The 24,770-nt window shown below is 67.8% G+C and carries 27 protein-coding genes; 13 read left to right on the top strand and 14 right to left on the bottom strand.

Annotated features, from left to right (window positions below; all coding sequences use genetic code 11):
• The 4 genes from NS1_RS39495 to rimP form a co-directional block, all read right to left on the bottom strand.
• The coding region (locus NS1_RS39495) for a translation initiation factor IF-2 N-terminal domain-containing protein (RefSeq protein ID WP_255284758.1) at positions 1–263 on the bottom strand (263 nt) is incomplete at its 3' end.
• A gap of 108 nt (positions 264–371) precedes the next feature.
• Positions 372–683 (bottom strand): YlxR family protein, encoded by a 312-nt coding sequence (locus tag NS1_RS39490; protein ID WP_084504667.1) that lies wholly within the window; start codon positions 681–683, stop codon positions 372–374.
• A 69-nt stretch (positions 684–752) separates the two neighbouring features.
• Positions 753–1,781 carry a transcription termination factor NusA gene (nusA, locus tag NS1_RS30685; RefSeq protein ID WP_056811539.1) on the bottom strand — a complete coding sequence of 343 codons (1,029 nt, stop codon included), beginning with the start codon at positions 1,779–1,781 and terminating at the stop codon, positions 753–755.
• Complete coding sequence (gene rimP / locus NS1_RS30680) at positions 1,778–2,416, bottom strand: ribosome maturation factor RimP (protein WP_228536576.1); 639 nt, start codon at positions 2,414–2,416, stop codon at positions 1,778–1,780. Before rimP ends, nusA begins: the two co-directional genes overlap by 4 nt.
• A 163-nt stretch (positions 2,417–2,579) precedes the next feature.
• Between rimP and NS1_RS30675 the strand changes: the two genes are divergently transcribed.
• Together NS1_RS30675 and NS1_RS30670 are read left to right on the top strand one after the other, a co-directional pair.
• The gene (locus NS1_RS30675) at positions 2,580–3,335 is read left to right on the top strand and encodes a hypothetical protein (protein ID WP_255284757.1); all 756 of its coding nucleotides are present in this window, start codon (positions 2,580–2,582) and stop codon (positions 3,333–3,335) included.
• Complete coding sequence (locus tag NS1_RS30670; RefSeq protein WP_062990105.1) at positions 3,332–3,763, top strand: ferritin-like domain-containing protein; 432 nt, start codon at positions 3,332–3,334, stop codon at positions 3,761–3,763. Before NS1_RS30675 ends, NS1_RS30670 begins: the two co-directional genes overlap by 4 nt.
• 51 nt (positions 3,764–3,814) lie before the next feature.
• Here the strand turns inward: NS1_RS30670 and NS1_RS30665 are convergent, their stop codons facing one another.
• Both NS1_RS30665 and NS1_RS30660 read right to left on the bottom strand, forming a co-directional pair.
• Entirely contained in the window at positions 3,815–5,566 is a 1,752-nt protein-coding gene (locus NS1_RS30665; RefSeq protein WP_062990103.1) for an acyl-CoA dehydrogenase family protein, read from the bottom strand.
• Between the two features lie 269 nt (positions 5,567–5,835).
• Positions 5,836–7,584 (bottom strand): proline--tRNA ligase, encoded by a 1,749-nt coding sequence (locus NS1_RS30660; RefSeq protein WP_062990101.1) that lies wholly within the window; start codon positions 7,582–7,584, stop codon positions 5,836–5,838.
• A 273-nt stretch (positions 7,585–7,857) separates the two neighbouring features.
• Between NS1_RS30660 and ehuB the strand changes: the two genes are divergently transcribed.
• From ehuB to yaaA, 5 genes are read left to right on the top strand one after another with little or no spacing between them, the layout of a single operon-like run.
• A complete protein-coding gene (gene ehuB / locus NS1_RS30655; RefSeq protein ID WP_062990099.1) occupies positions 7,858–8,727 on the top strand; it encodes an ectoine/hydroxyectoine ABC transporter substrate-binding protein EhuB in 870 nt (289 codons plus the stop codon).
• Between the two features lie 7 nt (positions 8,728–8,734).
• Entirely contained in the window at positions 8,735–9,451 is a 717-nt protein-coding gene (gene ehuC / locus NS1_RS30650; RefSeq protein WP_062990097.1) for an ectoine/hydroxyectoine ABC transporter permease subunit EhuC, read from the top strand.
• Positions 9,448–10,095, top strand: coding sequence for an ectoine/hydroxyectoine ABC transporter permease subunit EhuD (gene ehuD / locus NS1_RS30645; protein ID WP_062990096.1), 648 nt, complete (start codon positions 9,448–9,450; stop codon positions 10,093–10,095). Before ehuC ends, ehuD begins: the two co-directional genes overlap by 4 nt.
• Before the next feature lie 4 nt (positions 10,096–10,099).
• Positions 10,100–10,855 (top strand): ectoine/hydroxyectoine ABC transporter ATP-binding protein EhuA, encoded by a 756-nt coding sequence (ehuA, locus tag NS1_RS30640; protein WP_056811559.1) that lies wholly within the window; start codon positions 10,100–10,102, stop codon positions 10,853–10,855.
• A 57-nt stretch (positions 10,856–10,912) separates the two neighbouring features.
• A complete protein-coding gene (gene yaaA, locus NS1_RS30635; RefSeq protein WP_062990129.1) occupies positions 10,913–11,659 on the top strand; it encodes a peroxide stress protein YaaA in 747 nt (248 codons plus the stop codon).
• Here the strand turns inward: yaaA and NS1_RS30630 are convergent.
• The 3 genes from NS1_RS30630 to NS1_RS30620 form a co-directional block, all read right to left on the bottom strand.
• Positions 11,649–12,041, bottom strand: a complete 393-nt coding sequence (locus NS1_RS30630; protein ID WP_056815635.1) for a VOC family protein — start codon at positions 12,039–12,041, stop codon at positions 11,649–11,651. The two genes, yaaA and NS1_RS30630, sit on opposite strands and share 11 nt — an antisense overlap.
• Positions 12,041–12,322: an ArsR/SmtB family transcription factor gene (locus tag NS1_RS30625; protein WP_056811563.1), complete on the bottom strand. Its 282-nt coding sequence runs from the start codon at positions 12,320–12,322 to the stop codon at positions 12,041–12,043. Before NS1_RS30625 ends, NS1_RS30630 begins: the two co-directional genes overlap by 1 nt.
• Positions 12,323–12,397: 75 nt before the next feature.
• Entirely contained in the window at positions 12,398–13,345 is a 948-nt protein-coding gene (locus tag NS1_RS30620; protein WP_062990094.1) for a LysR family transcriptional regulator, read from the bottom strand.
• A gap of 50 nt (positions 13,346–13,395) precedes the next feature.
• On the opposite strand from NS1_RS30620, the gene NS1_RS30615 reads away from it, so the two are divergent.
• Positions 13,396–14,085 carry a type 1 glutamine amidotransferase domain-containing protein gene (locus NS1_RS30615; protein ID WP_062990092.1) on the top strand — a complete coding sequence of 230 codons (690 nt, stop codon included), beginning with the start codon at positions 13,396–13,398 and terminating at the stop codon, positions 14,083–14,085.
• A gap of 15 nt (positions 14,086–14,100) precedes the next feature.
• Here NS1_RS30615 and NS1_RS30610 read toward each other — a convergent pair whose 3' ends face one another.
• Entirely contained in the window at positions 14,101–14,733 is a 633-nt protein-coding gene (locus NS1_RS30610; protein ID WP_062990090.1) for an HD domain-containing protein, read from the bottom strand.
• Positions 14,734–14,890: 157 nt separating this feature from the next.
• Entirely contained in the window at positions 14,891–15,565 is a 675-nt protein-coding gene (locus tag NS1_RS30605) for an NADPH-dependent F420 reductase (RefSeq protein WP_056811574.1), read from the bottom strand.
• A gap of 84 nt (positions 15,566–15,649) precedes the next feature.
• Between NS1_RS30605 and NS1_RS30600 the strand changes: the two genes are divergently transcribed.
• Positions 15,650–16,291 (top strand): LysE family translocator, encoded by a 642-nt coding sequence (locus tag NS1_RS30600; protein WP_062990088.1) that lies wholly within the window; start codon positions 15,650–15,652, stop codon positions 16,289–16,291.
• On the opposite strand, the gene NS1_RS30595 is transcribed toward NS1_RS30600, so the two are convergent.
• Entirely contained in the window at positions 16,262–17,920 is a 1,659-nt protein-coding gene (locus NS1_RS30595) for a PucR family transcriptional regulator (RefSeq protein ID WP_062990127.1), read from the bottom strand. The two genes, NS1_RS30600 and NS1_RS30595, sit on opposite strands and share 30 nt — an antisense overlap.
• 109 nt (positions 17,921–18,029) lie before the next feature.
• Here NS1_RS30595 and NS1_RS30590 point away from each other — a divergent pair, with 109 nt between their 5' ends.
• From NS1_RS30590 to NS1_RS30580, 3 genes are read left to right on the top strand one after another with little or no spacing between them, the layout of a single operon-like run.
• On the top strand, positions 18,030–19,520 hold the full coding sequence (locus tag NS1_RS30590; RefSeq protein ID WP_062990086.1) for a CoA-acylating methylmalonate-semialdehyde dehydrogenase: 1,491 nt from the start codon (positions 18,030–18,032) through the stop codon (positions 19,518–19,520).
• Positions 19,521–19,537: 17 nt separating this feature from the next.
• The gene (locus NS1_RS30585) at positions 19,538–20,875 is read left to right on the top strand and encodes an aspartate aminotransferase family protein (RefSeq protein WP_062990084.1); all 1,338 of its coding nucleotides are present in this window, start codon (positions 19,538–19,540) and stop codon (positions 20,873–20,875) included.
• Positions 20,876–20,928: 53 nt separating this feature from the next.
• The gene (locus tag NS1_RS30580; RefSeq protein WP_235569331.1) at positions 20,929–21,342 is read left to right on the top strand and encodes a PPOX class F420-dependent oxidoreductase; all 414 of its coding nucleotides are present in this window, start codon (positions 20,929–20,931) and stop codon (positions 21,340–21,342) included.
• Between the two features lie 18 nt (positions 21,343–21,360).
• On the opposite strand, the gene NS1_RS30575 is transcribed toward NS1_RS30580, so the two are convergent.
• Positions 21,361–22,821 carry an MFS transporter gene (locus NS1_RS30575; RefSeq protein WP_062990080.1) on the bottom strand — a complete coding sequence of 487 codons (1,461 nt, stop codon included), beginning with the start codon at positions 22,819–22,821 and terminating at the stop codon, positions 21,361–21,363.
• Between the two features lie 78 nt (positions 22,822–22,899).
• Entirely contained in the window at positions 22,900–24,141 is a 1,242-nt protein-coding gene (cobA, locus tag NS1_RS30570) for a uroporphyrinogen-III C-methyltransferase (RefSeq protein WP_062990078.1), read from the bottom strand.
• A 175-nt stretch (positions 24,142–24,316) separates the two neighbouring features.
• Between cobA and NS1_RS30565 the strand changes: the two genes are divergently transcribed.
• Complete coding sequence (locus NS1_RS30565) at positions 24,317–24,763, top strand: nucleoside deaminase (RefSeq protein ID WP_062990076.1); 447 nt, start codon at positions 24,317–24,319, stop codon at positions 24,761–24,763.
• The last annotated feature ends 7 nt before the right edge of the window (positions 24,764–24,770 follow it).

Raw genomic sequence — 24,770 nt, 5'->3', positions numbered from 1 at the left:
GGGCGAGGGCCACCGGGGGTGGGCTTGGCAGCCGGACGGGCTGCTGCTGCCGACGACGGGCCAGGACGGGCCGCCGACTTGGCATCGGCCGCCGGAGCGGACTTCGATGCGACAGATTCACGCAAACGACGTGCGACGGGTGCTTCCACCGTCGAGGACGCCGACTTCACGAACTCGCCTTGCTCCTTGAGCTTCGCGAGTAGTTCCTTGCTTGTGACACCGAGCTCTTTAGCCAACTCGTGCACGCGGGCCTTGCCTGCCACTGCTCTCCTCACTGAGAGGTCGAGCAGTGACGCCGCCTAGGTAAGGCGGGCCCGCACGACCTCGGGTTATCTCCGACGGACGTTCATCGTTGGTGCTTCACGGTGTGCTCATGAGTGCTCGTGCCTGTTCTCGAGGTACTGCTCCAGGGCTGAGATATCCAGATTTCCGGACACTCGTAGGGCTCTGCCGAATGCTCGGCGCCGCTCTGCGGAACGCAAACAAACTGAAACGGGGTGCAGCCAGGCACCCCGTCCGGGAAGTCTGCGCCGCGGATCGGGAACAATCGCGACACCGGTGTTCCGATGCTGCGCCACGACCCGCAACAGGTCGGCAGACGGCTCACGCTGACGGCATCCGATACAGGTGCGAACGGATTGCGCGGGCCGGTCCTGTACCCACTCTACCGGTGACCCGGTCATAACGACGAACCCCTCCCCTCCGGAAGTTACCAACATGTCATCCGCAGGCAGGGATTCGACGTGCTTCGTTCAACTACGGTGCGCTTCCGGCCGGACGGAGTCGTCCGGTTCCGGAGCCGCGTCGCTGCGGATATCGATGCGCCAACCCGTCAGACGGGCGGCCAGGCGGGCGTTCTGGCCCTCCTTGCCGATCGCCAGCGAGAGCTGGAAGTCGGGCACGATCACCCGTGCCGCCCTGGCGTCTGGATCGACGACAGTGACCGATACCACCTTCGACGGGGACAGCGCATTGCCGACGAAGGTCGCCGGATCCTCTGCGTAGTCGATGATATCGATCTTCTCGCCCGCCAGTTCGCTCATCACGTTGCGCACGCGCTGGCCCATCGGACCGATGCACGCGCCCTTGGCGTTCACGCCGGGCACGGTGGACTGCACGGCGATCTTGGACCGGTGTCCCGACTCGCGGGCCACCGCGACGATCTCGACGGAACCGTCGGCGATCTCGGGCACCTCGAGCGAGAACAGCCGCCGCACCAGATTCGGGTGGGTGCGCGAGAGCTGGATCTGCGGACCACGCGGGCCACGCGAGACGCCGTAGACGTAGCACTTGATGCGGTCGCCGTGCTCGTAGGTCTCCCCCGGCACCTGTTCGGCGGGCGGGATCAGCCCCTCGGCGCCGTTGGCCTCGCTGCCGATACGAACCACCACGATGCCGCGGGCGTTGGCCCTGGCGTCGCGCTGGACCACACCGCCGACGATCTCACCCTCGTGGGTGGCGAAATCGCCGAAGGACTTCTCGTTCTCGGCGTCACGCAGCCGCTGCAGCACCACCTGGCGGGCGGTGGTCGCGGCGATGCGGCCGAACCCCTCCGGGGTGTCGTCCCATTCGGAGACGAGGTTGCCGTCGGCGTCGAGTTCACGCGCCATCACCCGCACCACACCGGTCTTCTGGTTGATGTCGATGCGCGCGTTGGCCTCGTGGCCGTCGGTGTGCCGGTAAGCGGTGAGCAGCGCCGACTCGATCGCCGAGATCACGGTCTCGATCGAGATGCCTTTGTCGGCGACAATCGCCCGCAAGGCTTCGATTTCAATATTCATTCCGCAACCCCTTCGGTGGGAGTGTCAAGGTGTTGTCCTGGCGCGGCTAGGTCGGCGGGCTCTTCGCCCGGTACCGGGCGGCCCGGCGCGATGCCGCCGGCGAGTTCGAGTTCGGCGGCGCCAGGTGCGTTGAATTCGACCTGGACGACAGCCTCGGCGATATCGGCGACGGGGACATGAACGCGATGCGGCTTCGTCTTGCCGCCGATGACGAGTGCGATGGTGGCGCCGCCGGTCGCGGCGTCGTCGGCGAGTTGGCCGACGCGCGCGTCGAAACGGGCCTTGCCCTCGATCCGCTCGACACCGTCGGCCAGCTTCACGCGGACCTTGCGGCCCTGCGCGCGCCGCCAGTGCCGTTCAGTGGTGAGCGGGCGCTCCACGCCGGGCGTGGTCACTTCGAGCAGGTAGGCCGAATCGCCGAAATCGCCTGCGGCATCGAGAAGTTCGGACATCTCGCGGCTGATCGCGGCGATGGCGTCCAGGTTCGCGGGGCCGTCGCTGTCGACGGTGACCTTCACCCGAACCGGAGCCAACTCGCCGTTGCCCGCAGCCACGATCGCGACGCCCTCGAGGTCGAAACCCCGGCGTGCGACGAGCTCAGCGACTAGCTGGCTCACCCTTTCCTCGGTGGGCATCGGCATATGGGCGGCTCCTGGTTCAGTTGTGACGCGATCGGAAATATCTACGCCGAAGGTCTAGCGTAACGCGCTCAGAGAGTGTAAAGGACCAGGCGCTGGGCGCCACGCACCGGTCCGCCTCGGGCGTGCCCGAGGCGTGCCATCTGGCACGATGGTGTTCGTGCCCCACCGCCATACCGTCCCGCCGAGAGCCGGGCGACCTTCCGGCATGCGCGCCGAACGGCACGACCCCCCGCAGTCGCGGGTCGAGCCTGCCACCACGCGCCTGGCCGGGTCGACCCCGGCTCCTACCGGCGCGAACTCGTCGCACCCACCCGTCGCAGTGCCGCATCCCACACCGGTGCAGCAGCTTTCACCCTCCACGCCCGCGCGAGCCGACACACGCTCCACCTGGCGCCGCCGCACGCTGTTCCGTCTGGTCGGCGCGAGCGCGATCGGCATTCCCGCGGTGGCCGTGCTAGCCGCCTGCGCCCAGGACGATACCGTGCACGCGCCGGATCCTCTTGCCGCGCAAGAGATCATGGCCAGAGCCGATGCCGCCGCCGCGACGGCCGCGATCGCGCTGGCGCCGCAGTCGAACGCCGCGCTGAGCACGATCGCCACCGAGCGCACCGCGCACGCCGACGCGCTGCGCACCGAAATCGACCGCGTGCTCGGCGTTTACGGCGACGGCACCACCCCGGTGCATCGCACGGGCGCGCTGACCGTGCCCGGCCCCGACGGCTCCCCCGTGTCCGCTTCGGAGGTCGAGACCGCGGCCGCGCAGCCGACCACCGTCGCACAGTTGCGTGATCAGCTGGTTCGCTCCCAACAATCCGCCGCCACCCTGGCCCGCACCGAATCCGGTTATCGCGCCGGACTTCTCGCGTCGATCAGTGCGGCCTGCGCCACCCAGGCAGGAGTCCTGCTGACATGACCGAACAGCGAAAGACCCTCCAGAACGCGCTCGACGCCGAGTACGCCGCCGTGTACTCCTACGGCCTGATCGCCGCGTACGCCAACGCCGACCGGTCCCGCATGGTCGCCGAGTTCAGCGCCGCGCATCGAGCCCGCCGCGACGCCACGATCGAGCTATTCGAAGCCGACGGTACGGCACCGGACGCCCCCAACGCTGCCTACACCCCGCCCGCCCCGGTCGACAATCCGATCCCGGCGGCGCATCTGGCGGTGAGCGTCGAATCCGATTGCGCCGCAGCGTGGTACGCGGTCATCGAAAACGCGACCGACGAAACGGTGCGCGCCACCGCGACGGAGGCGCTCACCGAAGCCGCCGTTCGCCGCGCTCGCTGGCAGGTGATTCTGGGATCGGTGCCGATCACCGTCACCTTCCCCGGGCGAGCGTAGGCAAAATCGGTTCCGGGTAGATCGGCGACCCACCCGGAACCGGGGGACCGACTACGGGCGCATCGCGTACGCGCCGTCGTAGGCCTCGACCTGCTGCCACACCCGGCCGAAACGCTCGGCGTCGGCAACCGGGCTGCGCAGGGCCCCGATCGCCCAGGCACGCTGAGCCTCGGTGACCGACGGCTTGCCGAGCAGCGCCGCCGCCTGGGTGTTGAAGTCGCGGATCTGGAAGTCGAAGATCTGATCGAGCACATCGCGGTCGAGCCCGGTGAGCTCGGCCTGCTCGAGAATCAACTGCCCGTAGACCACCGTGGAGAACAGGTGGCCGATGGTCAGCATGAAGTCCAGGTCCTTCTGCTGGTCCGCGTCGGGAGCCGCGGTGAGCAGCAGGCTGCGCAGCGCCTGGGCCTGCTCGTAGAACCGGCCGACATTCGGGACCTCGGATGCCTGCTCGTAGGCGGGGGTCCAGTCGGCGAACTGCACCTTGCCCGCGCCGCGCGCCGGACCCTGCTGCCAGAAGAACGGCTGGTCGCCAGGGGCGAGGTCGGTGCCGATCGCCGGGTATTCCTTCGGGTTGAGCAGGTAGTTCGGCATGAACTTCAGGATCTGACCCACGTTCACGTGCACGGTGCCCTCGAGGCGCGGCAGGTGGTTGATGTAGCGCGAGGCCTGCGCGAAGTAGGTGGCCTTCTCGAATCCCTTGGCCGCCAGCACATCCAGCAGCAGGGTCATCGCGACCTCGGCCTCGGAGGTGACCTTGGACTTGGTCATCGGGTTGAACAGCAGGTAGCGGCGGTCCTCGAGCGAGGCGCTGCGGAAGTAGTCGACGGCACGGTCGCTGAACAGCTTCATCGCGATCAACCGCGCGTAGGCGTCGACGAAATTGCCGCGCACATGGGCGAAGTCGGTGACGGGGTTGCCGTAGAGGATGCGGTTGTTGGCGTGGGTGATGGCCTCGAAGAACGAGTGCTCGACCATGCCGATGCCGCCGTGACAGAGGTTGAACTTGCCGACGTTGACGGTGTTGAGCGCGGCCGAGAAGGCCTCCGGGCCTTCGTGCAGCAGGTCCGCGGCGGTCACCGGGTAGTTCTCCAGCCGGAAGTGGCTGACATACATCTGACCGTGGATGACGCTCTCGATCAGGTGGTAGTCGTCGTGGCGGCTGTCGGCGGCGAACCAGATGTAGCCCGCCGGACCCTCGACATCGGCGCGACGCGAGAACACCGACACCATCGAGGCGACGTTGCCGTTGCCGATGTAGTACTTCTCGCCGCTCGCCCGGAACAGGATGCCCGCCTCGGCGTCGGCACTGCCCGGCTCGCTCGGGGTGAGGATCAGGTCGGTGTTGTAGATGTCGGCGCCGTGGTCGCGCTCGGACAGCGCGAACGCCATCACCTGACCGTCGTCGAGGTCGGCGGCGGCCTTGCGCTTGGCGACCTCGTTATCGCTCTGCCAGATCGGGCCGAGGCCGAGGATGGTGACCTGCTCGGCGTACCAGTACGCCAGTCCGTAGAACCCGAAGATCTCCGCCAGCGCCGCGTTGCGTGCCGCGTCCCAGCGCTTGTTCGGGTCGCCGTCGGCGTAGGCGGCCGGGGTCAGGAAGGTCGCGAAGAGCTTCTCCTTGCCGACGAACTCGAGGAACTCCGAGGTCCACACCGCGTCGCGATCCTCGACCAGCAGCTGCGCCTTGCCCTTGGACTCGAACCACTCGATGGTGGCCTTCAACAGCCGACGCGTCTCGGCGTCGAAGTGCTGCGGGTCGTAGGTGGCCGGGTTGAAAAGCAGGCTGGGCGAACTCGTCATGCCCGTTAACTTAGCAGCGCCACCCACTCGCCACGCCGCCCCCGCAACTCCCTCACCTGCACTTTCGCCTACGTAGCCGTAAGTTCGAACGACTTGTTGTTGTTTTCCCCAACCGAACAAGGACCAGGTTTCCGAACTCGCCCAGATGTCGAGCAACTCTCGCCGAGACAATGCACCAGGGCGTACGACCCGGTCCTGGGCGCGGTCCTACAGACAGCAAATCGCGCTGCCCCACCTCGAGTGGGACAGCGCGATTCGTGCGATGAAACTCAGCCGCGAACCTTGGCGGTTACCGCGCTCACGGCGTCTTCGGCCGGGATCTCCTCGGCTTCGCCGGTGAAGCGGTTGCGCAGCTCCACCTTGCCCTCGGCCCAGCCGCGGCCGATGACCAGGATCCAGGGCATGCCGAGCAGTTCGGCATCCTTGAACTTCACGCCGGGCGAGGCGGTGCGGTCGTCGAAGAGGACCTCGAGGCCCTCGGCGTCCAGGCCCGCGACGACGTGTTCGGCGCCGTCGCGGGCGGCGGCGTCCTTGTTGGCGATCACCACGTGCACGTCGAACGGGGCGACCTCGGCGGGCCAGCGCAGGCCCTTCTCGTCGTGCTGCTGTTCGGCGATCACCGCGACCATGCGGGAGATGCCGATGCCGTAGGAGCCCATGGTGAGGCGCACCGGCTTGCCGTTCTCGCCGAGCACGTCGACATCGAAGGCGTCGGTGTACTTACGGCCGAGCTGGAAGATGTGGCCGATCTCGATGCCGCGCGCGGACACGAGCGGGCCCGCGCCGTCGGGCGAGGGATCGCCGTCGCGGACCTCGGCGGCCTCGATGGTGCCGTCGGGGGTGAAGTCGCGGCCCGCGACCAGGCCGACAACGTGCTTGCCCTTGACGTCGGCGCCGGTGATCCACGCGGTGCCCTCGGCGACGCGGGGGTCGACGAGGTAACGAACACCGTTGGCGGCCAAGCCCTTCGGGCCGATGTAGCCCTTCACGAGGAACGGGTTGGCGGCGAAGTCGGCCTCGGTGAGCAGTTCCACCTCGGCGGGCTCGACGGCGGCGCCGAGACGCTTGTCGTCGACCTCGCGGTCACCGGGGACGCCGATGCCGAGGATCTCGGTCTTGCCGTCGGGGTGGCGCAGCTTCACCATCACGTTCTTCAACGTGTCGGCGGCGGTCACCGTGCGGTCGAGGACCTTCGCCTCGTTGGCCCAGTCGACGAGCGTCGCGATGGTGGGGGTGTTCGGAGTGTCGTACTCGACCGCGGCGGCCTGACCCTCGATGGGCAGCGGCGCGGGCGCGGGCGTGACCACGGCTTCCACGTTCGCCGCGTAGCCGGACTCGACACAGCGCACGTAGGTGTCCTCGCCGACGGGGCTGGCGGCGAGGAACTCCTCGGACGCGCTGCCGCCCATGGCGCCGGAGGTGGCGGCCACGATCACGTACTCGACGCGGAGCCGTTCGAAGATCGCCTGGTAGGCCTTGCGATGGGTGGCGTAGCTGTTGGTCAGACCGTCGTCGTCGATATCGAAGGAGTAGGAATCCTTCATCACGAACTCGCGGCCGCGCAGGATGCCCGCACGGGGACGTTCCTCGTCGCGGTACTTGGTCTGGATCTGGTACAGGGTGACCGGCAGATCCTTGTAGGAGTTGTACTCACCCTTCACGGTGAGCGCGAACAGCTCCTCGTGGGTGGGCCCGAGCAGGTAGTCGCCGCCCTTGCGGTCCTTGAGCCGGAACAGACCGGGGCCGTACTCGGTCCACCGATTGGTGGTCTCGTAGGGCTCGCGCGGCAGCAGCGTCGGCAGCGAGATCTCCTGGGCGCCGGTGGCGTCCATCTCCTGGCGCACGACGTCCTCGATCTTGCGCAGCGTGCGCAGACCGAGCGGCAGCCACGAGTACATGCCGGGGGCGACCCGACGGACGTAGCCGGCGCGAACGAGCAGTTTGTGGCTGGGCACCTCGGCGTCGGCGGGATCGTCTCGCAGGGTGCGCAGGAACAGGCGGGAGAGGCGGGTGATCACGGATGCACAGGGTAGTCCCTGGTCCGGGCGGGGCGACAGCCGATTACCACCTGAGCGCTCCCGACACCCGAAAACCTACCCGCAGATAAAAGCGGATAACAGGTTACCCATTACAAAACCATTTCAATCATCAGATAACAACCTGATAACGTAACCGCATCTGGCAATTATTTGGTGACTACATTTTCTCTATAAGTCAATTACGTACTTACAACAGAAAATTGGCAGCGGCGACGCTGCCCTTGGGAGGTCACAATGGCTGAGACGAAATCCATGTCGAAGCGCTGTACAGCGGTGTTCACCGGTGCCGCGTTGGTGGCCGCGGCTCTCGCCGGATGCACCAAGACCGAGACCACCGAGAGCGGTCAACTCCTGCAGTCGCTGAAGGACAAGGGCACGATCACCGTGGGTTTCGCCGGTGAGGCGCCCTATTCGTTCGAAGACGGCGGCCAGCTCACCGGCGCCACCGTGGCACTGCACAAAGAGATCTTCGCCAACCTCGGCATCAAGACCGTCGACGGTGTGCAGACCGAGTTCGGCGCACTGATCCCCGGCCTGCAGGCCAATCGCTTCGACGCGGTCAGCGCCGGAATGTCGATCTTGCCGAAACGCTGTGAACAGGCATCTTTCAGCGAACCGGAATTCATGTACACCACGGCGCTGATGGTGAAACCCGGTAATCCGATGAATTTGACCGATATGCAGTCGATCAAGGCCAGTGGCGCGAAGATGACCGCGATGACCGGCGCCATCGAATCCGATTACGCCAGCTCGCTCGGCATCGACGCCACCCAGGTGGCCACCCCGCAGGACGGGATGGACGCGGTCACCTCCGGGCGCGCCGACGTGTTCGCGCTCACCGCGATCTCGCTGAACTGGCTCAAGAGCCACACCCCGAACGCCGCCGTCGACGTGACGCCGTCGTTCGTGGCCGTCATCGACGGCAAGCCGCAGATCGGCGCCGGTGGCACCGTGTTCCGTACCACCGATCCCGACCTGCTCGCCGCCTACAACGCCGAGCTGGCCAAGATCACCGGCGACAAGGACAAGTACCTGTCGATCGTGGGCAAGTTCGGGTTCACCGAGCGCGAGCTCCCCGATCCGAAGTACACGACGGCCAGGCTGTGCAAGGGCGAAATCTGATCCACCCATGAGCAATGTCGATGCGGTACGCGATGCCCTTCCCGCGCTGTGGCAGGGCATCGTCGTCACGCTGGAGCTGACCATCGGCGGCGCGCTCCTCGCGTTCGTCCTCGCCCTCGTCCTCGGCACCACCGCCCGCGTGCGCAATCTCGCGGCGCGCGGCAGTGCCCGGGTCATGATCGAATTCTTTCGCGGCACGTCACTTCTGGTGCAGATCTTCTGGCTGTTCTATGTGCTGCCGCTGCTCGGCTACAAGCTCGACCCGCTCTTCTGCGGCATCCTGGCGCTCGGCCTGAACTACGGCGCCTATGGCGCCGAGGTGGTGCGTGGGGCGCTCAACGCGGTGCCGCGCGCGCAGTTCGAGGCGGCGGTCGCGCTGAATTTCAGTCCATGGCAGCGGATGCGCAGAGTGCTGTTCCCGCAGGCATGGGCGCTGATGCTGCCCTCGTTGACCAATCTGCTGGTCCACCTGCTCAAAGGCACCGCCGTGGCGTCCTACATCACGCTGCACGACCTGACCTACGAGATCGGCGACCTGCGCAAGACCACCAGCGACACCCTGTTCTCCTTCGGTGTCGGCCTGCTCATCTACTTCGTCCTCGGCTACGTACTCACCCTGGGCATGAACCTGCTCGAGACCCGCGCCAAGACCAAACTGGGTCGCGGGGCCACGCTCAAGGAAGTGCTGAGCCTGGCGCCCGATGACACGAAGGTGGCGCCATGAGAGCGGAATGGAGTTGGGAGCGCGCCCGCGAGGCGCTGCCGGTGCTGTGGGACGGCTTCCAGATCACCCTGCTGGCGACGGCGCTCGGCTTCGCGCTGGCCGCGGTGCTCGGGCTGGCGATCGCGATGATCCGGCGCACGATGCCGCGCCCGATCGCCGCGCCGGTGCACGCGGTGAGCGAGTTCGTCCGCCTCACCCCGCTGGTCGTGCAGTTGCTGTTCGCCTACACGCTGTTCACGCAGTTCTCGGCGTTGCAGATCGGCATCGTCGTACTCGGCATCCACTATTCCAGTTACCTGGCCGAGGTGTATCGGGCCGGGATCGAGGCGGTGCCGAAGGGGCAGTGGGAGGCGGCGCGCGCGCTGTCGTTACCGCCGGTGCGCACCTGGGGCGCGGTGGTGCTGCCACAGGCGATCCGGGCGAGCCTGCCCGCACTCGGCACCAATGCCGTGTCGATGTTCAAGGACACACCGTTCTTGTTCGCCATCTCGGTCGTCGAATTGGTGACCGCCGCACAGCAATTCGGAGCGCGCAACTTCGCGTATCTGGAGTCGATCACGATGGCCGGGGTGTTCTTCCTCCTCGCCAGCTACCCGACGTCTGTGCTGATCAGAAGACTGGAGAAGCGCCTTGCCTACTACTGACGAGATGATTCGATTCGATCAGGTGGTCAAACGCTTCGGCGAGCTCACCGTGCTCGACCAGCTCGATTTCAGTGTCCGCCGCGGGGAGAAGGTCACCCTGATCGGGCCGTCGGGGTCGGGCAAGACCACCATCCTGCGGCTGCTGATGACGCTGGAAACGATCAGTGACGGCGTGATCTGGGTCGACGGCGAACCACTCACCCATACCGAACGCGGCGGAAAGTTGGTGCCCGCCAAGGAGAAACACCTGCGCGCGGTGCGTACCAAGATCGGCATGGTGTTCCAGCAGTTCAACCTGTTCCCGAACATGACGGTGCTGGAGAACATCACCGAGGCGCCGATCCACGTGCTCGGCAAGTCGAAAGACGAGGCGCGCGAACGCGCTCGGCACCTGCTCGAGGTCGTCGGTCTGTCGGACAAGGCCGACGCGCATCCCTCGCAGCTCTCGGGCGGGCAGCAGCAGCGGGTCGCGATCGCGCGTTGTTGCGCGATGGATCCGAAGGTGATGCTGCTCGACGAGGTGACCTCGGCCCTGGACCCGGAACTGGTCGGCGACGTCCTCGACGTGCTGCGCACGATCGCCGAAACCACCGATATCACCATGCTGATCGTCACCCACGAGATGCGCTTCGCCCGCGAGGTATCGGACCGGGTATTGATGTTCGACTCCGGTCGTATCGTCGAACAGGGTCCGCCCGAGCAGATCTTCGAGGCACCGACCAATGAGCGCACGCGCAAGTTCCTCGAAGCCGTGCGCTGAACTCGCGGACGGGGCGGGGCGCGGTGGCGGTTTCGACGGCGATTAACGTTGACGATCGTGCTGGTGCTGCTGCCTCCCTCCGAAACCAAGTCCGACGGCGGATCGGGCGCGCCGCTGGACCTCGACGTCCTGGCGATGCCGCAGCTCAGCGCGGTTCGCGACAAACTGATCACCGAGGTGGTGCAGCTGGCGGCCGACCCCGCCGCCGCCGCCGGGGTGCTCGGCCTGGGTAAAGGCGCGGATGCGGAGATAGCCCGCAACGCGAGCCTGCGCACGTCGGCGACCCGCCCCGCCCTGGAGCGCTACACCGGGGTCCTCTACGACGCACTGGACGCGAAGTCGTTCACCAAAGTGCAGCGCGCCAAGGCCTACGCCCGCCTTGGCATCGGCTCGGCCCTGTTCGGCGCGGTCCGCGCAGCCGACCCCATCCCCGCCTACCGCCTCTCGGGCGGCACCAAACTTCCAGGGCTGCCTACGCTTTCGGCGGTGTGGCGCGATGTTCTGCCCGACGCCCTCTACGCCGAGGCCGCGGGCGAACTCGTCATCGACCTACGCTCGGGCACCTACCAGCAGCTGGGCCGGGTCCCCGACGCCATCACCGCCAATGTCCTCACCGAGCACCCCGACGGCTCGCGCACCGTCGTCAGCCACTTCAACAAACATCACAAGGGCTTGCTCGCCCGCGCCCTCGTTCTCACCCGCGCCGATCCCACCGACATCCGCGCCGTCGCCCGGGTGGCCACCACAGCCGGACTGCGCGCCGAAACCGCCTCCCCCACCGAACTTCTCATCATTACCCAGTAGTGGGGGCCATGAGCTGAATGAGATTGCCGCAGGTGTCGTCGAAGACCGCGGTGCTCACCGGGCCCATGGGGGCGGGGGCCTGGGTGAAGAAGACGCCGCGATCGAGCAGGCGGCGGTATTCGGCATCGAGATCGTCGACGGTGAAGACGATCACGGGGATGCCTTCGGCGCTCAGTGCCGTTTTGTAGGCCTTGGCCGCCGGGTGCTGGTCGGGCTCGAGCAGCAGCTGGATGCCGTCGACGTCGGCGGGCGAGACGAGGGTGAGCCAGTCGAATTCGCCGAGGGACACCTTGTCTTTGACCTGGAAGCCGAGCACGTCGGTGTAGAAGGCCTCGGCCTTGGCTTGGTCATCGACGAAGACGCTCGTCACTCCGATGCGGATCATGTGTCCTCCTGAGGGATGGGCCATCGCACCGAAACCGCTCGCAGTGGCGTGAAATCGGCGTGATGGAACTTGTATCGGCCTTGCCGACGGGTGTGGACGAGACCGACGTCCTCGAGCACGCCGAGGTGCTGGGTGATCGCCTGGCGCGACGAGCTGATGTCGTGTTTGCTCACGAGCCGGGCGCACAGTTCGAACAGGGTCTGCCCGTCGCGATCGGCCAGTTCGTCGAGGAGTGCGCGTCGTGTCGAATCCGCCAACGCGGTGAAGATATCGGTCACTCCGCACGCTCCGTTCGCTCACTTCGAACCATAGGCAAGTGTGCGCTTGCATGTCAAGGGCAGGTGCCCACTTGCCTATTCGGCACCGCATCCCACCCGCCATCCTCGCGCCGCCTCGACCAGCCGGGCGCGAACCAGGTCGACGTGCGGTCGCGAGGGCGCGCCGACCCGGCGCGCCAGGAATCCGGTGTTGATCGGCGGATCGACGGGATCGAGCAGCGTGACCAGCGTTCCGTCGGCCCGTTCCCGAGCGCACAGGTAGTGCGGAAGCACGCTGATCCCCGCCCCCGCGACGACCGCGGCGAGTACCGCGCGCAGATCACCGACGATCAGCGCCGGTTCGGCTTCCAGCCGGGTCTCGAACACGTGGCGCCAGTATCGGCGCAGGATCGGCAGATCGGCGGCGTAGCTGACGAGCGGGATACCCTCCAGCGCGATCGGACCTTCGGCGCGCAGGCGGGCGGTGTCGATGCGGTCGGCTATCTCGGGGGCGGCGACGAGGAGGAATTCCTCGTCGACGAGCGGTTCGGCCAGCACGGTACGCCCCCGCGGGCGGGTGGTGGCGAAGACCAGATCCAGTGCGCCCGAATGCAATCGGGCCAGCAGGTCGTCGGTGATCCCGGTGCTGACAGTGAGCCGCACGCCGTCGGCGACCAGCGGTGCGAGCGCGGGCACCACCTTCGCGGCGAGCATCTCCGCCGGTCCACCGAGGAGCACCGGCGGTTCGGGCGGCGCCGCACGATCGGTCACCGCCCCGCTCACGACCGCCTCCAGCGCCTCCAATGGGCCACTCACCCGCGCCGCGAGCTCGTGACCGGCGGCGGTCGGCGTCACCCCACGGGGCAGTCGTTCGAACAGCGGCCTGCCGAGGTGTCGCTCGAGCGCCTGGATCTGGGTGGTCACGGTCGGCTGGGACAGTCCCACCTGAGCCGCGCCCGCGGTGAGCGAACCGGTGCGGAAGACAGCCAGGAAGGTCCGCAGCTGCACCAGATCCATCGACCCATCGGCTGTCCTATGTCTCATATAGACAATCCTATTGGTCAGGGGATGCCATCGACCCTAGCGTTGATCCCATGGCACACATCCTGTTCGTTCTCACCGGCACCGATCATTGGACACTGGCCGACGGCACCGAACATCCCACCGGCTACTGGGCTGAGGAATTCACGGCGCCCTATGCGGCCTTCACCGGCGCGGGCCACACCGTCACCGTCGCAACCCCGAACGGCGTGATCGCGACCGTCGACCAGGCCAGCATGGCCCCCGAGGTCAACGGCGGCGCCGAGGGTGCGGCGGCGGTCGCCGAGATCCTCTCCGACGCGACCCCGTTGCGGAGTCCGATCGCCCTCGACAAGGTCGATCTCGCCGACTACGACGCCGTCTTCTACCCCGGCGGTCACGGCCCGATGCAGGACCTCGCCGTCGACCCTGTCTCCGGTACTCTCCTCACCGACGCGCTCGCCTCCGGCAAGCCGCTCGGCATCGTCTGCCACGCCCCCGCCGCGCTACTGGCCACCGCCGAGTCGGGCAGCTCCCCCTTCGCCGGCTACCGCCTCACCGCGTTCAGCAATGCCGAGGAGACCCAGGCGGGCTTCGCCGACAAGGCGAAGTGGTTGCTCCAGGATCGCTTGGTCGCGCTCGGTGCCGACTACCGCGAAGGCGACCCGTGGGCGCCGCACATCGAGGTGGACCGCAATCTCTACACCGGGCAGAACCCCGCCTCCGCGGGCCCGCTGGCTGCCGAGATACTCACCGCCCTCTAGACAAGCAACAGGCCGTCAGCCGATGTCGGCGGTGAGCTCGGCGAGTTCGGCCGTGAGATTGGCCCGGGCGATCGCCTCGTAGCGGTCGTGGGCGAGGTCGGTGCGGAACAGGCGGGGCTGATCGGCCAGATTACGAAGGACCGAGGCGCGGCCCGCACGGAACAGGTCGTCGGGGACGTGGGCGTATTCGGCGCGGATCGCGGTGGTGTAGGCGGCGTATTCCTCGGGTGTGCCACCGAGCACGACGAGGTCGGCATCGCAGAGGACCGCGCCGTTCGCATCACCGGGCTGCGGCTTGTGTCCGCGGGTCAGCACCACGAGCCGCACTACCTCCTCGACCAGTTCCGGTGCGGCGCCCAGTGATTCGAGAATATCGCGGCCCAGGTCGGCGCTGCGCTCCTCGTTGTCGGCCCGCGCGACGGCGTAGATCGCGTCATGGAAGAACGCCGCGTATCGTACGGCTTCGATATCGGCTGCGGCACCGGCGAATTCGTCGATCGCCGCGAGCATCACCGCCAGGTGGGTGCCGGTGTGGTAACGGCGATGCGGTTCGCTGTAGCGTCCCACCACCCCGGCGCCGATTTGCTCGGCCTCGACCCCGGCCAAGGCGATCCACCGGTCCAGCAGGTTCTGCGACAGCGCACTCATACAACAAGTTTCGTCGTCGGCACCGACACCCACAACCCCCCGATCCTGCCTGTCTCGCTTCCCGAACGGGCTACGGGTGGGCTCACCGACGCCGCACGCCATCGCCCCGAACAGGCGTTGGTCGTCCGGCCGCGGACAGCCGAACGACACCCAGCGGTCAGACCTCGGCGGCGGCGAGGGCCGCACGCACCTCCTCGGCGCCGGCGGGCTTGGGGGCGGGCGGCCAGTTGTCGTCGGCGGCGTAGGGGCGCACGTAGACCGGGGTATCCCGTTGGGAGCGGCGGCTTTCGGCGAGGGACCCACCGTCGACTACGTCATAGCCGATGGCGTCGATGAGGTCGGTAGCGAGCTTCTTGGCGTCGGGGTCGTCGCCGAAGATGGGAAGGGCGGACCGGTCCGCGGCACCGGCGGGGCGGGCGAGTTCGGCGAGGTTGGCGTAGGCGATGTTGTTGAACGCCTTGACCACCTTCGATTCGGGGAGGTGGCGTTGCAACAGTTCACTGGTCGTGGTCTCGTCGGCGTCGAGTTCGGGAATGGCGCTGTCGCGGTCGGGATAGTAGTTGTTCGTGTCGAACACGACCTTGCCCGCGAGCGGTGCGACCGGTACGTCCCGATACGCCTTCAACGGCACGGTGACCACCACATAGTCGCCTGCTCCGGCCGCCTCGGCCGGGGTAGCCGCCCGAGCCCGCGGACCCAGCTCGGCGACCAGATCCGCCAGGGTCTCGGGGCCACGCGAGTTGCTGAGCACCACGTCATAGCCCGCGTCCACCGCCAACCGCGCCACGGTGGAGCCGATGTGTCCGCTGCCGATCAATCCGAGTGTCGTCATGCGCGGAACAACCTCCACCAGGGCATGGTTGTTCCCCACACTGCCGTCATTGTCCCCGCTTCAGCCGCCGGATAGCGTAAAGCGATGGTGTCTTCGGCTCATCTCGTTTCCTTCGCGGGCTTGGCGTTTCTGCTGGTGATCGTGCCCGGTCCCAGCGTCTTGTTCACGATCGGCCGCGCGCTCACCGTGGGGCGGCGATCGGCGCTGATGACGGTGCTCGGCAATGCGATCGGGGTATACGGGCAGGTTGTCGCTGTAGCGTTCGGGTTGGGCGCGATCGTGGCGGCGTCGGCGGTGGTGTTCACGGCGATCAAACTCGTCGGTGCCGCCTATCTGGTCTACCTCGGCGTGCAGGCGATTCGACATCGCGACGCGCTGCGGACGGCCTTCCAGGCCGAGCAGAGCGTGGACGCGCACCGTCCAGCGCTGGCGTTGCGGGATGGGCTGATCGTCGGGATCACCAACCCGAAGAACATCGTCTTCCTGGCGGCGCTGCTGCCGCAGTTCGTGGACACCACGCACGCGGTGCCACAGCAGATGCTGGTGCTCGGGCTCTGCATCCCGGTGTTCGGCCTGATCTTCGACTCGCTCTGGGCGCTCGTGGCGGGGTCGGCCCGGTCCTGGTTCGCGCGGTCGCCGCGTCGTCTCGCCGCCGTCGGCGGCACCAGCGGCCTGGTTATGATCGGGCTCGGCACGTCACTGGCTCTCACCGGCCGCAAAGACTGAACCACCACTGTCAGGATCGCCGCCCGCGGTCACGTCGCGCACGAGCAGCGCGGCGTGCAGGGAGGTGCGCGATTCACCGTCGTCGAGGTCGACGGCGAGAATGCGTTCGATGCGGGCGAGGCGGTCGTAGAGCGTGGGTCGGCTGATCGCGAGCGCCTTGGCGAGTTCGGTCTTGTTGCCCGCCAGGTCGAGGAAGCGGCGCAGGGTGCCGGTGAGGTCGGCGGTGTGGCGGATGTCGTAGCGCAGGAGCGCGCCGAGTTCGGCCTCGGCGAAGCTCTGCACGCCGGGTTCGTCGCGGATCAGCGAGAGCAGACCGCGTAGGCGAATATCCGCGCTGCGGAAGAACATTCGGCTCGGGGTCGTCGTCATCGACCGGGCCACCTCGGCCACGCCCGTCGCATGCGCGAGTCCGCCCGCGGCGTCGAGCAGAGAATCGGAGTCGGCGCCGACGCCGATGACCGCACGACGCACGCCCTCGACCCGGCGGGTCTCGGCCAGGACCGCGGTGCACACCGGCGCCAAGTGGTCATCGACATCGCCGGCACGAGTCACCGCCAGGATCACGGTGATCTGTTCGCCGTCGGCCCCGCCGCGCGTTCGCCGGTGTGCCGCCGCGCTGAGCGCCGAAGCGTCGACCAAGCCGAGGGCATGCGTCACCGCTTCGACGATCGACTCACTACGTCGTTGCGCCGCGACCGGATCCGTCGTCGACTCGGTGTCGATCTCGATCGCCAGCGGCACATAGCGGGCGCGGCGCTGCAGACCGAGCGCGGCAGCGCGCGCCTGTGCGTCGCGCTCGTCGGTCACCCGCCCGTCCACCAGGTCGGCGATCAGGCCGGTCTGGGCCTGCCGGTGCAGCCCGAAGCGGTCCTTGTCGATCATCCGGTGCAGGGTGATGGTTTGCGCGGCGCGTTCGAGCACCATGGCGACCCGCGCGGTATGGGCTCGGTCGGTGCGCAGGATCAGCCTGCCCCAGCGCTGCGTGTGCGGTCCGACGCCGACCACGCCGGATCCGTCGGGCAGCATCCGTGAAACGGCCTCCCAATCCTCCAGCAGCGCAGCCGAGGTCGCGTGCCGGGCGGTGGCCGCGAGCACTCGATGCGAGAGGTCTTCCAGCACCACCGACGCGTCGAGCATGCTCGCGGCGGTCTGCACGATCTCGGCCAGCGCGGCACGGCGCACACTCAGGTCGGTGAACGTCTCGTGCACGGTGCGCGCGAACTCCAGTTCGGCGTACTGGTCGGCGACGATCGCCCGGTGGACCGCTTCGGTGATCTCCACAAAGCGGGTAACCCGATGCAGCACGATCACCGGAAGCTCGAGTTCGGCGGCCGTGGCGGCGACGACGGGACCGAGTTCACTCACGTAGCTGCCGAGTTCCACGACCAGGCCCGCGACCCCGGCGGCGGACAGTGATCGCAGGTAGGCGATCCGCGCCTGCTCGGGAGCGGCGAGTGCCTGCCCGGTGGTCAGGATCAACTCCGAGCCGACCAGAACATCGGCGACGTCGGCCTGGTCGCTGACATGCACCCAGCGCACCGGTCGGTCCAGGTTCGCGGCGCAGATGACCTCGGGTTGCCCGGCCTGCATCACCGGCGTCGCGAGCACATCGGCCACCGTCAACAGCACTGACAGATCGTAATACGAATGCCGCAAATGTGTACAGATCGTCGGCCCTTTCCGAGCTCCGGATGGACCAGGGTGGAGGCACAACACCACTCGGCGAATCGAGGCAATCATGCAGTCCATCGGCCATTGGATCGACGGCAAATCGGTGAGCGGTACCAGCGAGACGACAGCACCGGTGACCAATCCCGCCACCGGCGTCGTCACCGGGGAGCTGGCGCTGGCGAACGTGGCCGATACCCGCGCCGCGATCGACGCCGCGACGGTGGCCTTCGCGTCCTGGCGTGACGCCTCGCTCACCCGGCGCACCCAGGTGCTGTTCCGCTTCCGCGAGCTGCTCGCCGAACGCAGAACGGAACTGGCCGCGATCATCACGGCCGAACACGGCAAGGTGGCCGCCGATGCGCTCGGCGAGGTGACCCGAGGTCTCGAGGTCGTCGAATTCGCCTGTGGCATTCCGCATCTGCTCAAGGGCGGATTCACCGAGAACGCCTCGACCGAGGTCGATATCTACTCGATCCGTCAGCCGCTCGGCCCGGTCGCGATCATCGCACCGTTCAATTTCCCCGCCATGGTGCCGATGTGGTTCTTCCCCCTCGCGATCGGCGCGGGCAACACGGTGGTGCTCAAGCCGAGTGAGAAGGATCCGTCGGCGGCGCTGTGGCTGGCGAGGCTGTGGCAGGAGGCGGGGCTGCCCGACGGTGTGTTCAACGTCGTGCAGGGCGACAAGGTCGCCGTCGACGAACTCCTGGACAACCCGGCGATCAAGGCGGTGTCGTTCGTCGGCTCCACCCCGATCGCCAAGTACGTCTACCAGCGCGGCACCGTGGCGGGCAAGCGGGTACAGGCGCTCGGCGGTGCGAAGAACCACATGGTGGTGCTGCCCGACGCCGATCTGGACCTGGCCGCCGATGCCGCCGTGAACGCCGGTTTCGGGTCGGCGGGTGAGCGGTGCATGGCGATCAGCGTGGTCGTCGCGGTCGGTGGGGTGGCCGACGCCCTGGTCGCCAAGATCAGTGAGCGGGCCGCGAGCATCGTCACCGGCGACGGCGCAGGCGGAGCGGAGATGGGCCCGCTGATCACCCGCGCGCACCGCGACCGAGTGGCCGACTACATCGACGCGGGCGAGAACGCCGGTGCCCGTGTGGTTCTCGACGGTCGCGATCTCACCGTCGACGGCGCGCCGGACGGATTCTGGCTGGGCCCGACGATTCTCGACGAGGTGACGCCAACCATGAGCGTCTACACCGACGAGATCTTCGGCCCCGTGCTGTCGGTCGTGCGGGTCGACACCTACGAGGAGGCGGTGGCGCTGATCAACGCGAACCGCTACGGCAACGGCACCGCCATCTTCACCAACGACGGCGGCGCGGGACGCCGGTTCCAGCACGAGGTGGAGGTGGGCATGGTCGGCGTCAACGTCCCGATCCCGGTGCCGATGGCCTACTTCAGTTTCGGCGGCTGGAAGAACTCGCTGTTCGGCGACTCGCACGCGCACGGCACCGACGGCGTGCACTTCTTCACCCGCACCAAGGCGGTCACCGCCCGCTGGCTCGATCCGAGCCACGGTGGGCTGGAACTCGGCTTCCCACAGAACAAGTAACCCGAGGGAGACTCGACATGACGCTTTCCGAAGAGGCCGCTCGCGCCTACGAACTCGACCGCCGCCACGTCTTCCATTCCTGGTCCGCGCAAGCAGCTCTCACACCGATGGTGCTCACCGCCGCCGAGGGCTGCTACGTGTGGGACGGCGAGGGCAATCGCCTGCTCGACTTCTCCTCGATGATGGTGAACACCAATATCGGCCACCAGCATCCGAAGGTCGTCGCCGCGATCCAGGAGCAGGCGGGCAAACTCTGCACTGTCGCACCGTCATTCGCCAACGATGCCCGTTCGGAGGCGGCCCGCCTGATCAGCGAACGCACACCCGGCGATCTCGACACGATCTTCTTCACCAACGGTGGCGCCGACGCGGTCGAACACGCCGTCCGGATGGCGCGCCTGCACACCGGCCGATACAAGGTGCTCTCGCGCTACCGCTCCTACCACGGCGGCACGGAGACGGCGGTGAACCTCACCGGCGACCCGCGCCGCTGGCCCAACGACCACGGCAACACCGGAACCGTGCACTTCTTCGGCCCGTTCCTGTACCGCTCGGAATTCCACGCCACCGACGAGGCGCAGGAGACCGAGCGGGCGCTGGCCCATCTCGAGCGCACCATCGAGATGGAGGGCCCGGCCACCATCGCCGCGATCGCCCTGGAGTCGGTGCCGGGCACCGCGGGCATCATGGTGCCGACCACGGAGTACATGCGCGGGGTCCGCGAACTGTGCGACAAGCACGGCATCGTGTTCATCGCCGACGAGGTGATGGCGGGCTTCGGGCGGACCGGAAAGTGGTTCGCCATCGACAATTTCGAGGTCGTGCCCGATCTGATCACCTTCGCCAAGGGAGTCAACTCCGGTTATGTCCCGCTCGGCGGCGTGGCGATCAGCGCGGCCATCGCGGCGACCTTCGCCGACCGGCCCTATCCCGGCGGGCTCACCTACTCGGGTCATCCCCTCGCGGCCGCCGCGGCCGTCGCGACGATCAACGCGATGGCCGACGAGCGCATCGTCGAGAACGCCGCCGACATCGGCGCGAAGGTCATCGGTCCGGGCCTTCGCGAACTGGCGCAACGGCATCCGAGCATCGGGGAAGTCCGCGGGCTCGGCGTTTTCTGGGCACTCGAGCTGGTTCGCGACCGGGACACCCGCGAACCCCTCGCCCCCTATGGCGGCACCAGCCCCGCGATGAACGAACTGGTCGCCGCCTGCCGCGCCGGCGGGGTGCTGCCGTTCGTCAATTTCAATCGCCTGCACGTGGTCCCGCCGTGCGTGATCACCGAGGCCGAGGCCAAGGAAGGGCTGGCCATCCTCGATCAGGCGCTCACGGTCGCCGACGCGCACACCGTCTGACCCGACACGCGGCGGGCGGAATGCGCCCGCCGCGTCCGGCGTTCTACCGGAGCGTGACTGATACCGCAGTGCTTTCCGATGAGCTGAAAACGTATCTCGACGAGGAGAAGGTCTACGCGACCGTCGCCACGGTCGGGCCCAACGGGCATCCGCACCTGACCGTGGTCTGGATCAAACGCGAGGGTGACGAGCTGCTGTTCTCCACCACCGTCTCCCGCCAGCAGGCCAAGAACCTGGTGCGCGACCCTCGGATCACCGTGATGGTGAACCCGCCCGAGCGACCGTTCCTCTACGCCGAGGTCCGCGGAACCGCCACCACCACACCGGATCCCGAACGGGCGCTGCCCGACGAGATGTCGCTCAAATACACCGGCAAGCCGTATCGCGAGTTCAACCCGGCATCGGTGGACGATGCCGAACGCGTCGTCATCCGCGTCAGCCCGACGAAGGTCACCGGACGCTTGTGAGTGGCGGGCCCGGCGGAGTCAGCTCCGCTGGGCCTCTTCCTGCGCCTGCTGTGCCTGCACCAATTGTTGCGGGGTGAACCGCAGGGTCAAGGCGACCAGGGCGGCCAGCACCGCCAGGATGGCGCAGACGAAGAGGACCAGCGTGTATCCGCTGTTCAGAGCGTCGATCTGGATCGGCGACATATCCGCGGCACGACCGTCGGTGCCCCCGAGCGAGAGGGTGCGCGACGCCGCGATCGGGCTCAACAGGCCGATCGCTATCGGTGTCGCCAGGTTCATGAACATCTGGCCGACCGCCGCCAGCGGACCGATATTCGACTGCGACACTCCGACGAGCACACACAGCGGGGCCAGCACCATGGCGACGCCGACGCCGAAGCCGATCACCACGAGCAGCACCAGCAACGTCGGCAGGTAGTGCACGTGCCGATCCAGCGTCGAGCCGAAGAGCAGACCGACGGCCAGCACGAGCGAGGCCGAGGCCAGCAGCCAGCGCGGCGAGACGACCAGCGCCGCCTTCGACGCCACGGCGCCGCCGAGCCCGATGCCGATGGTGAACGGGATCGAGGCGACACCGGCCTGCAGCGGGCTGTACCCGAGCACATTCTGGAGCAACTGGGCGACGAAGAACGTCATCGCGCCCAGGATCGCGCCGGCGAGAAAGATCAGCGCGAAGGTGGCGACCCGGTCGCGGCTGTCGAACAGCGACCAGGGCAGCAGCGGATCGGCTTCCCGGCGTTCGGTCACCACGAAGATCACCAGCAGCGCGAACCCGCCGATCAGCGAGGCGAGGATGACCGGGCTCGTCCAGCCCATCGCCGGACCCTCGGTCGCGCCGAACACGATCGTCGCGCAGGCCAGCGTCCCCAGGATCGCGCCCTTGATATCCAGCGGCGTGCGATGGTGCTCGGTGTCGGACAGCTTGTAGACCGCACCCGCCACGATGAGCGCGCCGATCGGCACATTGATCAGGAAGATCCACCGCCACGAGAACTCCGTGAGCGCACCACCGACGACGAGACCGCCGACCGACCCGATACCGGCCATCGAACCGACGATCGCGATGGCTTGATTACGGGCGGGCCCCGGCGCGAAAGTGGTTGCGACCAGCGCGAAGGCCGTCGGCGCCGCGATCGCCGCGCCTGCGCCCTGGAAGGCGCGCGAGATCAGCAGCATGGCCTCGCCGGTGGCCAGACCGCAGGCCAGCGAGGCTGCGGTGAACACCCCGACGCCGATGATCAGCATCCGTTTACGCCCGAACGCGTCGCCGAGCCTGCCACCGAGCAGCATCAGTCCGGCGAAGGTCAGGCCGTAGGCGGTCACCGTCCAGGCACTGCCCGAACTGGACAGCCCCATCTCCTCTTGCAGCCGCGGCAGCGCGAAGATCACGACAGTGCCGTCGAGCACGACCATGAACTGCAGGCCGCTCAGTACGAGGATGGCGAGACCGAAGGCCCGCCCCGTCACCGGATACTGCATCGTCGCAGCGGGTTTATCGAGCACAACGAGGCAGTGTAATTGGCACGACGGCAGCCCGAGGGCGCGCGGCCCGCGAAGCTAGTCCAGCCCGAAGCCCGCCGTGGGGCCGATGACGATGATCGCGGGCGGCCGGATGCCCTCTTCCTTTACCCGGTCGGCGACCGTGGCGAGGTCGGCGCGCACCACCCGCTGGGTGCGCAGGGTGCCCTCCTGGATGACCGCGGCCGGGGTATCGGACGGTCGCCCGCCTTCCAGCAGCGCGGCGGCGAACTTGTCGATCCGCTCGACCGCCATCATCAGCACGATGGTGCCGCGCAGCTTGGCCAGCGCCGACCAGTCGACCAGCGAATCGGGGTGCTCGGGGGCGACGTGTCCGCTCACGACGACGAACTCGTGGGTCACCCCGCGATGGGTCACCGGGATGCCGGCCGCGCCGGGCACCGAGATCGGACTGGTCACGCCGGGCACCACCGTCACCGGGATACCGGCCGCGGTGCACGCCTCGAGTTCCTCGTACCCACGACCGAACACATACGGGTCGCCGCCCTTGAGCCGCACCACGAACTTGCCCGCCTTGAAACCCTCGACCAAGGCGAGGTTGATCGCTTCCTGCGCCATCGACCGGCCGTACGGGATCTTCGCGGCGTCGATCACCTCGACGTGCGGGCCCAGTTCGGCGAGCAGTTCCGGCGGGGCGAGCCGATCGGCGACGACCAGATCGGCGCGGGCGAGGAGCCTGCGACCACGCACGGTGATCAGGTCGGGATCGCCGGGGCCGCCGCCGACGAGCGCGACGCCGGGGGTCACCGGTTCCGAATCGTCGGTCACCACACCGGATTGCAGCGCTTCGAGCAGGCCGTTGCGCACCGCGGCCGAGCGACGGTGTTCGCCACCGGCAAGCACGCCGAGCGACAGTCCGTCGTAGCGGGCGGTCGCGGGGGTGACCGCGGTGCCGTCACGGGCGATATCGGCGCGGACGCAGAAGATGCGCTTGGCGGTGGCTTCGGCGACCACGGCGGCATTGGTCTCGGGTTCGTCGGTGCAGGCCATCGCGTACCAGGCGCCGTCGAGATCGCCGTCGGCGTAGGCGCGTAGTTCGACGCCGATTTGCCCCGCCGTAGCCATCCCCTCGACAGCCGGGGTGACTACTCGGCTGATCACGTGCACATCCGCGCCCGAGGCCACGAGCAGCCCCAGTCTGCGCTGGGCAACGGTTCCGCCGCCGACGACGACTACTCTGCGGCCACGCAGATCGAGCCCGACCAGGTAGTTCGGGTCGCCTGCGGGCGGGGTCGATGCGGTGTCAGCGGTGTTCGGCACAGTGTCGGAGCCTAGTTCCTGGCTCGGTGCGGCCCGAACGCACCCGCCGACAGGCGCACCGCCGATCCACGATCTTCGCCTCGAGGCCGGTCTCGAGGAAAGATCTCCCGCGTTCGCCGCTCTCGATCGGCGATCCGCGTTGCCCACCCGGCGAGCAGGCAGGACAGTGGAGACTATGACCCAGCCGGAGGTACTCCTCGACATCGCCTACGACGAAGCCCTCCAGGGTCTGGCCGAGGGCGGCATCCCGATCGGCGCGGCCCTGTTCGATGCCGACGGCACCCTGCTGGGCCGCGGCCACAACCGCCGCGTACAGAACGACGATCCGAGCGTCCACGCCGAAACCGACGCTTTCCGCGCCGCGGGCCGTCGCCGCGACTACCGCACGACGATCATGGTCACCACCCTGTCCCCGTGCTGGTACTGCAGCGGATTGGTGCGCCAGTTCGGCATCGGCACCGTGATCATCGGCGAGGCGCGGACCTTCCACGGCGGGCACGACTGGCTCGCCGAACACGGAGTCCGGGTGCTCGTGCTCGACGATCCGCGCTGTGTGTCGCTGATGAGCGAGTTCGTCGCCGACCGCCCCGATCTGTGGTTCGAGGACATCGGCGCGGTCTAGCCGGTCG

The sequence above is a fragment of the Nocardia salmonicida NBRC 13393 genome, assembly GCF_001613085.1.
GTDB classification, from domain to species: domain Bacteria; phylum Actinomycetota; class Actinomycetes; order Mycobacteriales; family Mycobacteriaceae; genus Nocardia; species Nocardia salmonicida.
The sequence above is the reverse complement of the archived record's forward strand: the minus strand, read 5'-3'. Positions and strand labels throughout refer to the sequence as shown.

Excerpts from the sequence above, each read along its gene's own strand:
- NS1_RS39490 (WP_084504667.1), bottom strand. The coding sequence starts at position 683 with ATGACCGGGTCACCGGTAGAGTGGGTACAGGACCGGCCCGCGCAATCC.
- nusA (WP_056811539.1), bottom strand. The coding sequence starts at position 1,781 with ATGAATATTGAAATCGAAGCCTTGCGGGCGATTGTCGCCGACAAAGGC.
- rimP (WP_228536576.1), bottom strand. The coding sequence starts at position 2,416 with ATGCCCACCGAGGAAAGGGTGAGCCAGCTAGTCGCTGAGCTCGTCGCA.
- NS1_RS30670 (WP_062990105.1), top strand. The coding sequence starts at position 3,332 with ATGACCGAACAGCGAAAGACCCTCCAGAACGCGCTCGACGCCGAGTAC.
- NS1_RS30665 (WP_062990103.1), bottom strand. The coding sequence starts at position 5,566 with ATGACGAGTTCGCCCAGCCTGCTTTTCAACCCGGCCACCTACGACCCG.
- ehuB (WP_062990099.1), top strand. The coding sequence starts at position 7,858 with ATGTCGAAGCGCTGTACAGCGGTGTTCACCGGTGCCGCGTTGGTGGCC.
- ehuC (WP_062990097.1), top strand. The coding sequence starts at position 8,735 with ATGAGCAATGTCGATGCGGTACGCGATGCCCTTCCCGCGCTGTGGCAG.
- ehuD (WP_062990096.1), top strand. The coding sequence starts at position 9,448 with ATGAGAGCGGAATGGAGTTGGGAGCGCGCCCGCGAGGCGCTGCCGGTG.
- ehuA (WP_056811559.1), top strand. The coding sequence starts at position 10,100 with ATGATTCGATTCGATCAGGTGGTCAAACGCTTCGGCGAGCTCACCGTG.
- NS1_RS30620 (WP_062990094.1), bottom strand. The coding sequence starts at position 13,345 with ATGAGACATAGGACAGCCGATGGGTCGATGGATCTGGTGCAGCTGCGG.
- NS1_RS30615 (WP_062990092.1), top strand. The coding sequence starts at position 13,396 with ATGGCACACATCCTGTTCGTTCTCACCGGCACCGATCATTGGACACTG.
- NS1_RS30610 (WP_062990090.1), bottom strand. The coding sequence starts at position 14,733 with ATGAGTGCGCTGTCGCAGAACCTGCTGGACCGGTGGATCGCCTTGGCC.
- NS1_RS30605 (WP_056811574.1), bottom strand. The coding sequence starts at position 15,565 with ATGACGACACTCGGATTGATCGGCAGCGGACACATCGGCTCCACCGTG.
- NS1_RS30600 (WP_062990088.1), top strand. The coding sequence starts at position 15,650 with ATGGTGTCTTCGGCTCATCTCGTTTCCTTCGCGGGCTTGGCGTTTCTG.
- NS1_RS30590 (WP_062990086.1), top strand. The coding sequence starts at position 18,030 with ATGCAGTCCATCGGCCATTGGATCGACGGCAAATCGGTGAGCGGTACC.
- NS1_RS30585 (WP_062990084.1), top strand. The coding sequence starts at position 19,538 with ATGACGCTTTCCGAAGAGGCCGCTCGCGCCTACGAACTCGACCGCCGC.
- NS1_RS30575 (WP_062990080.1), bottom strand. The coding sequence starts at position 22,821 with ATGCAGTATCCGGTGACGGGGCGGGCCTTCGGTCTCGCCATCCTCGTA.
- NS1_RS30565 (WP_062990076.1), top strand. The coding sequence starts at position 24,317 with ATGACCCAGCCGGAGGTACTCCTCGACATCGCCTACGACGAAGCCCTC.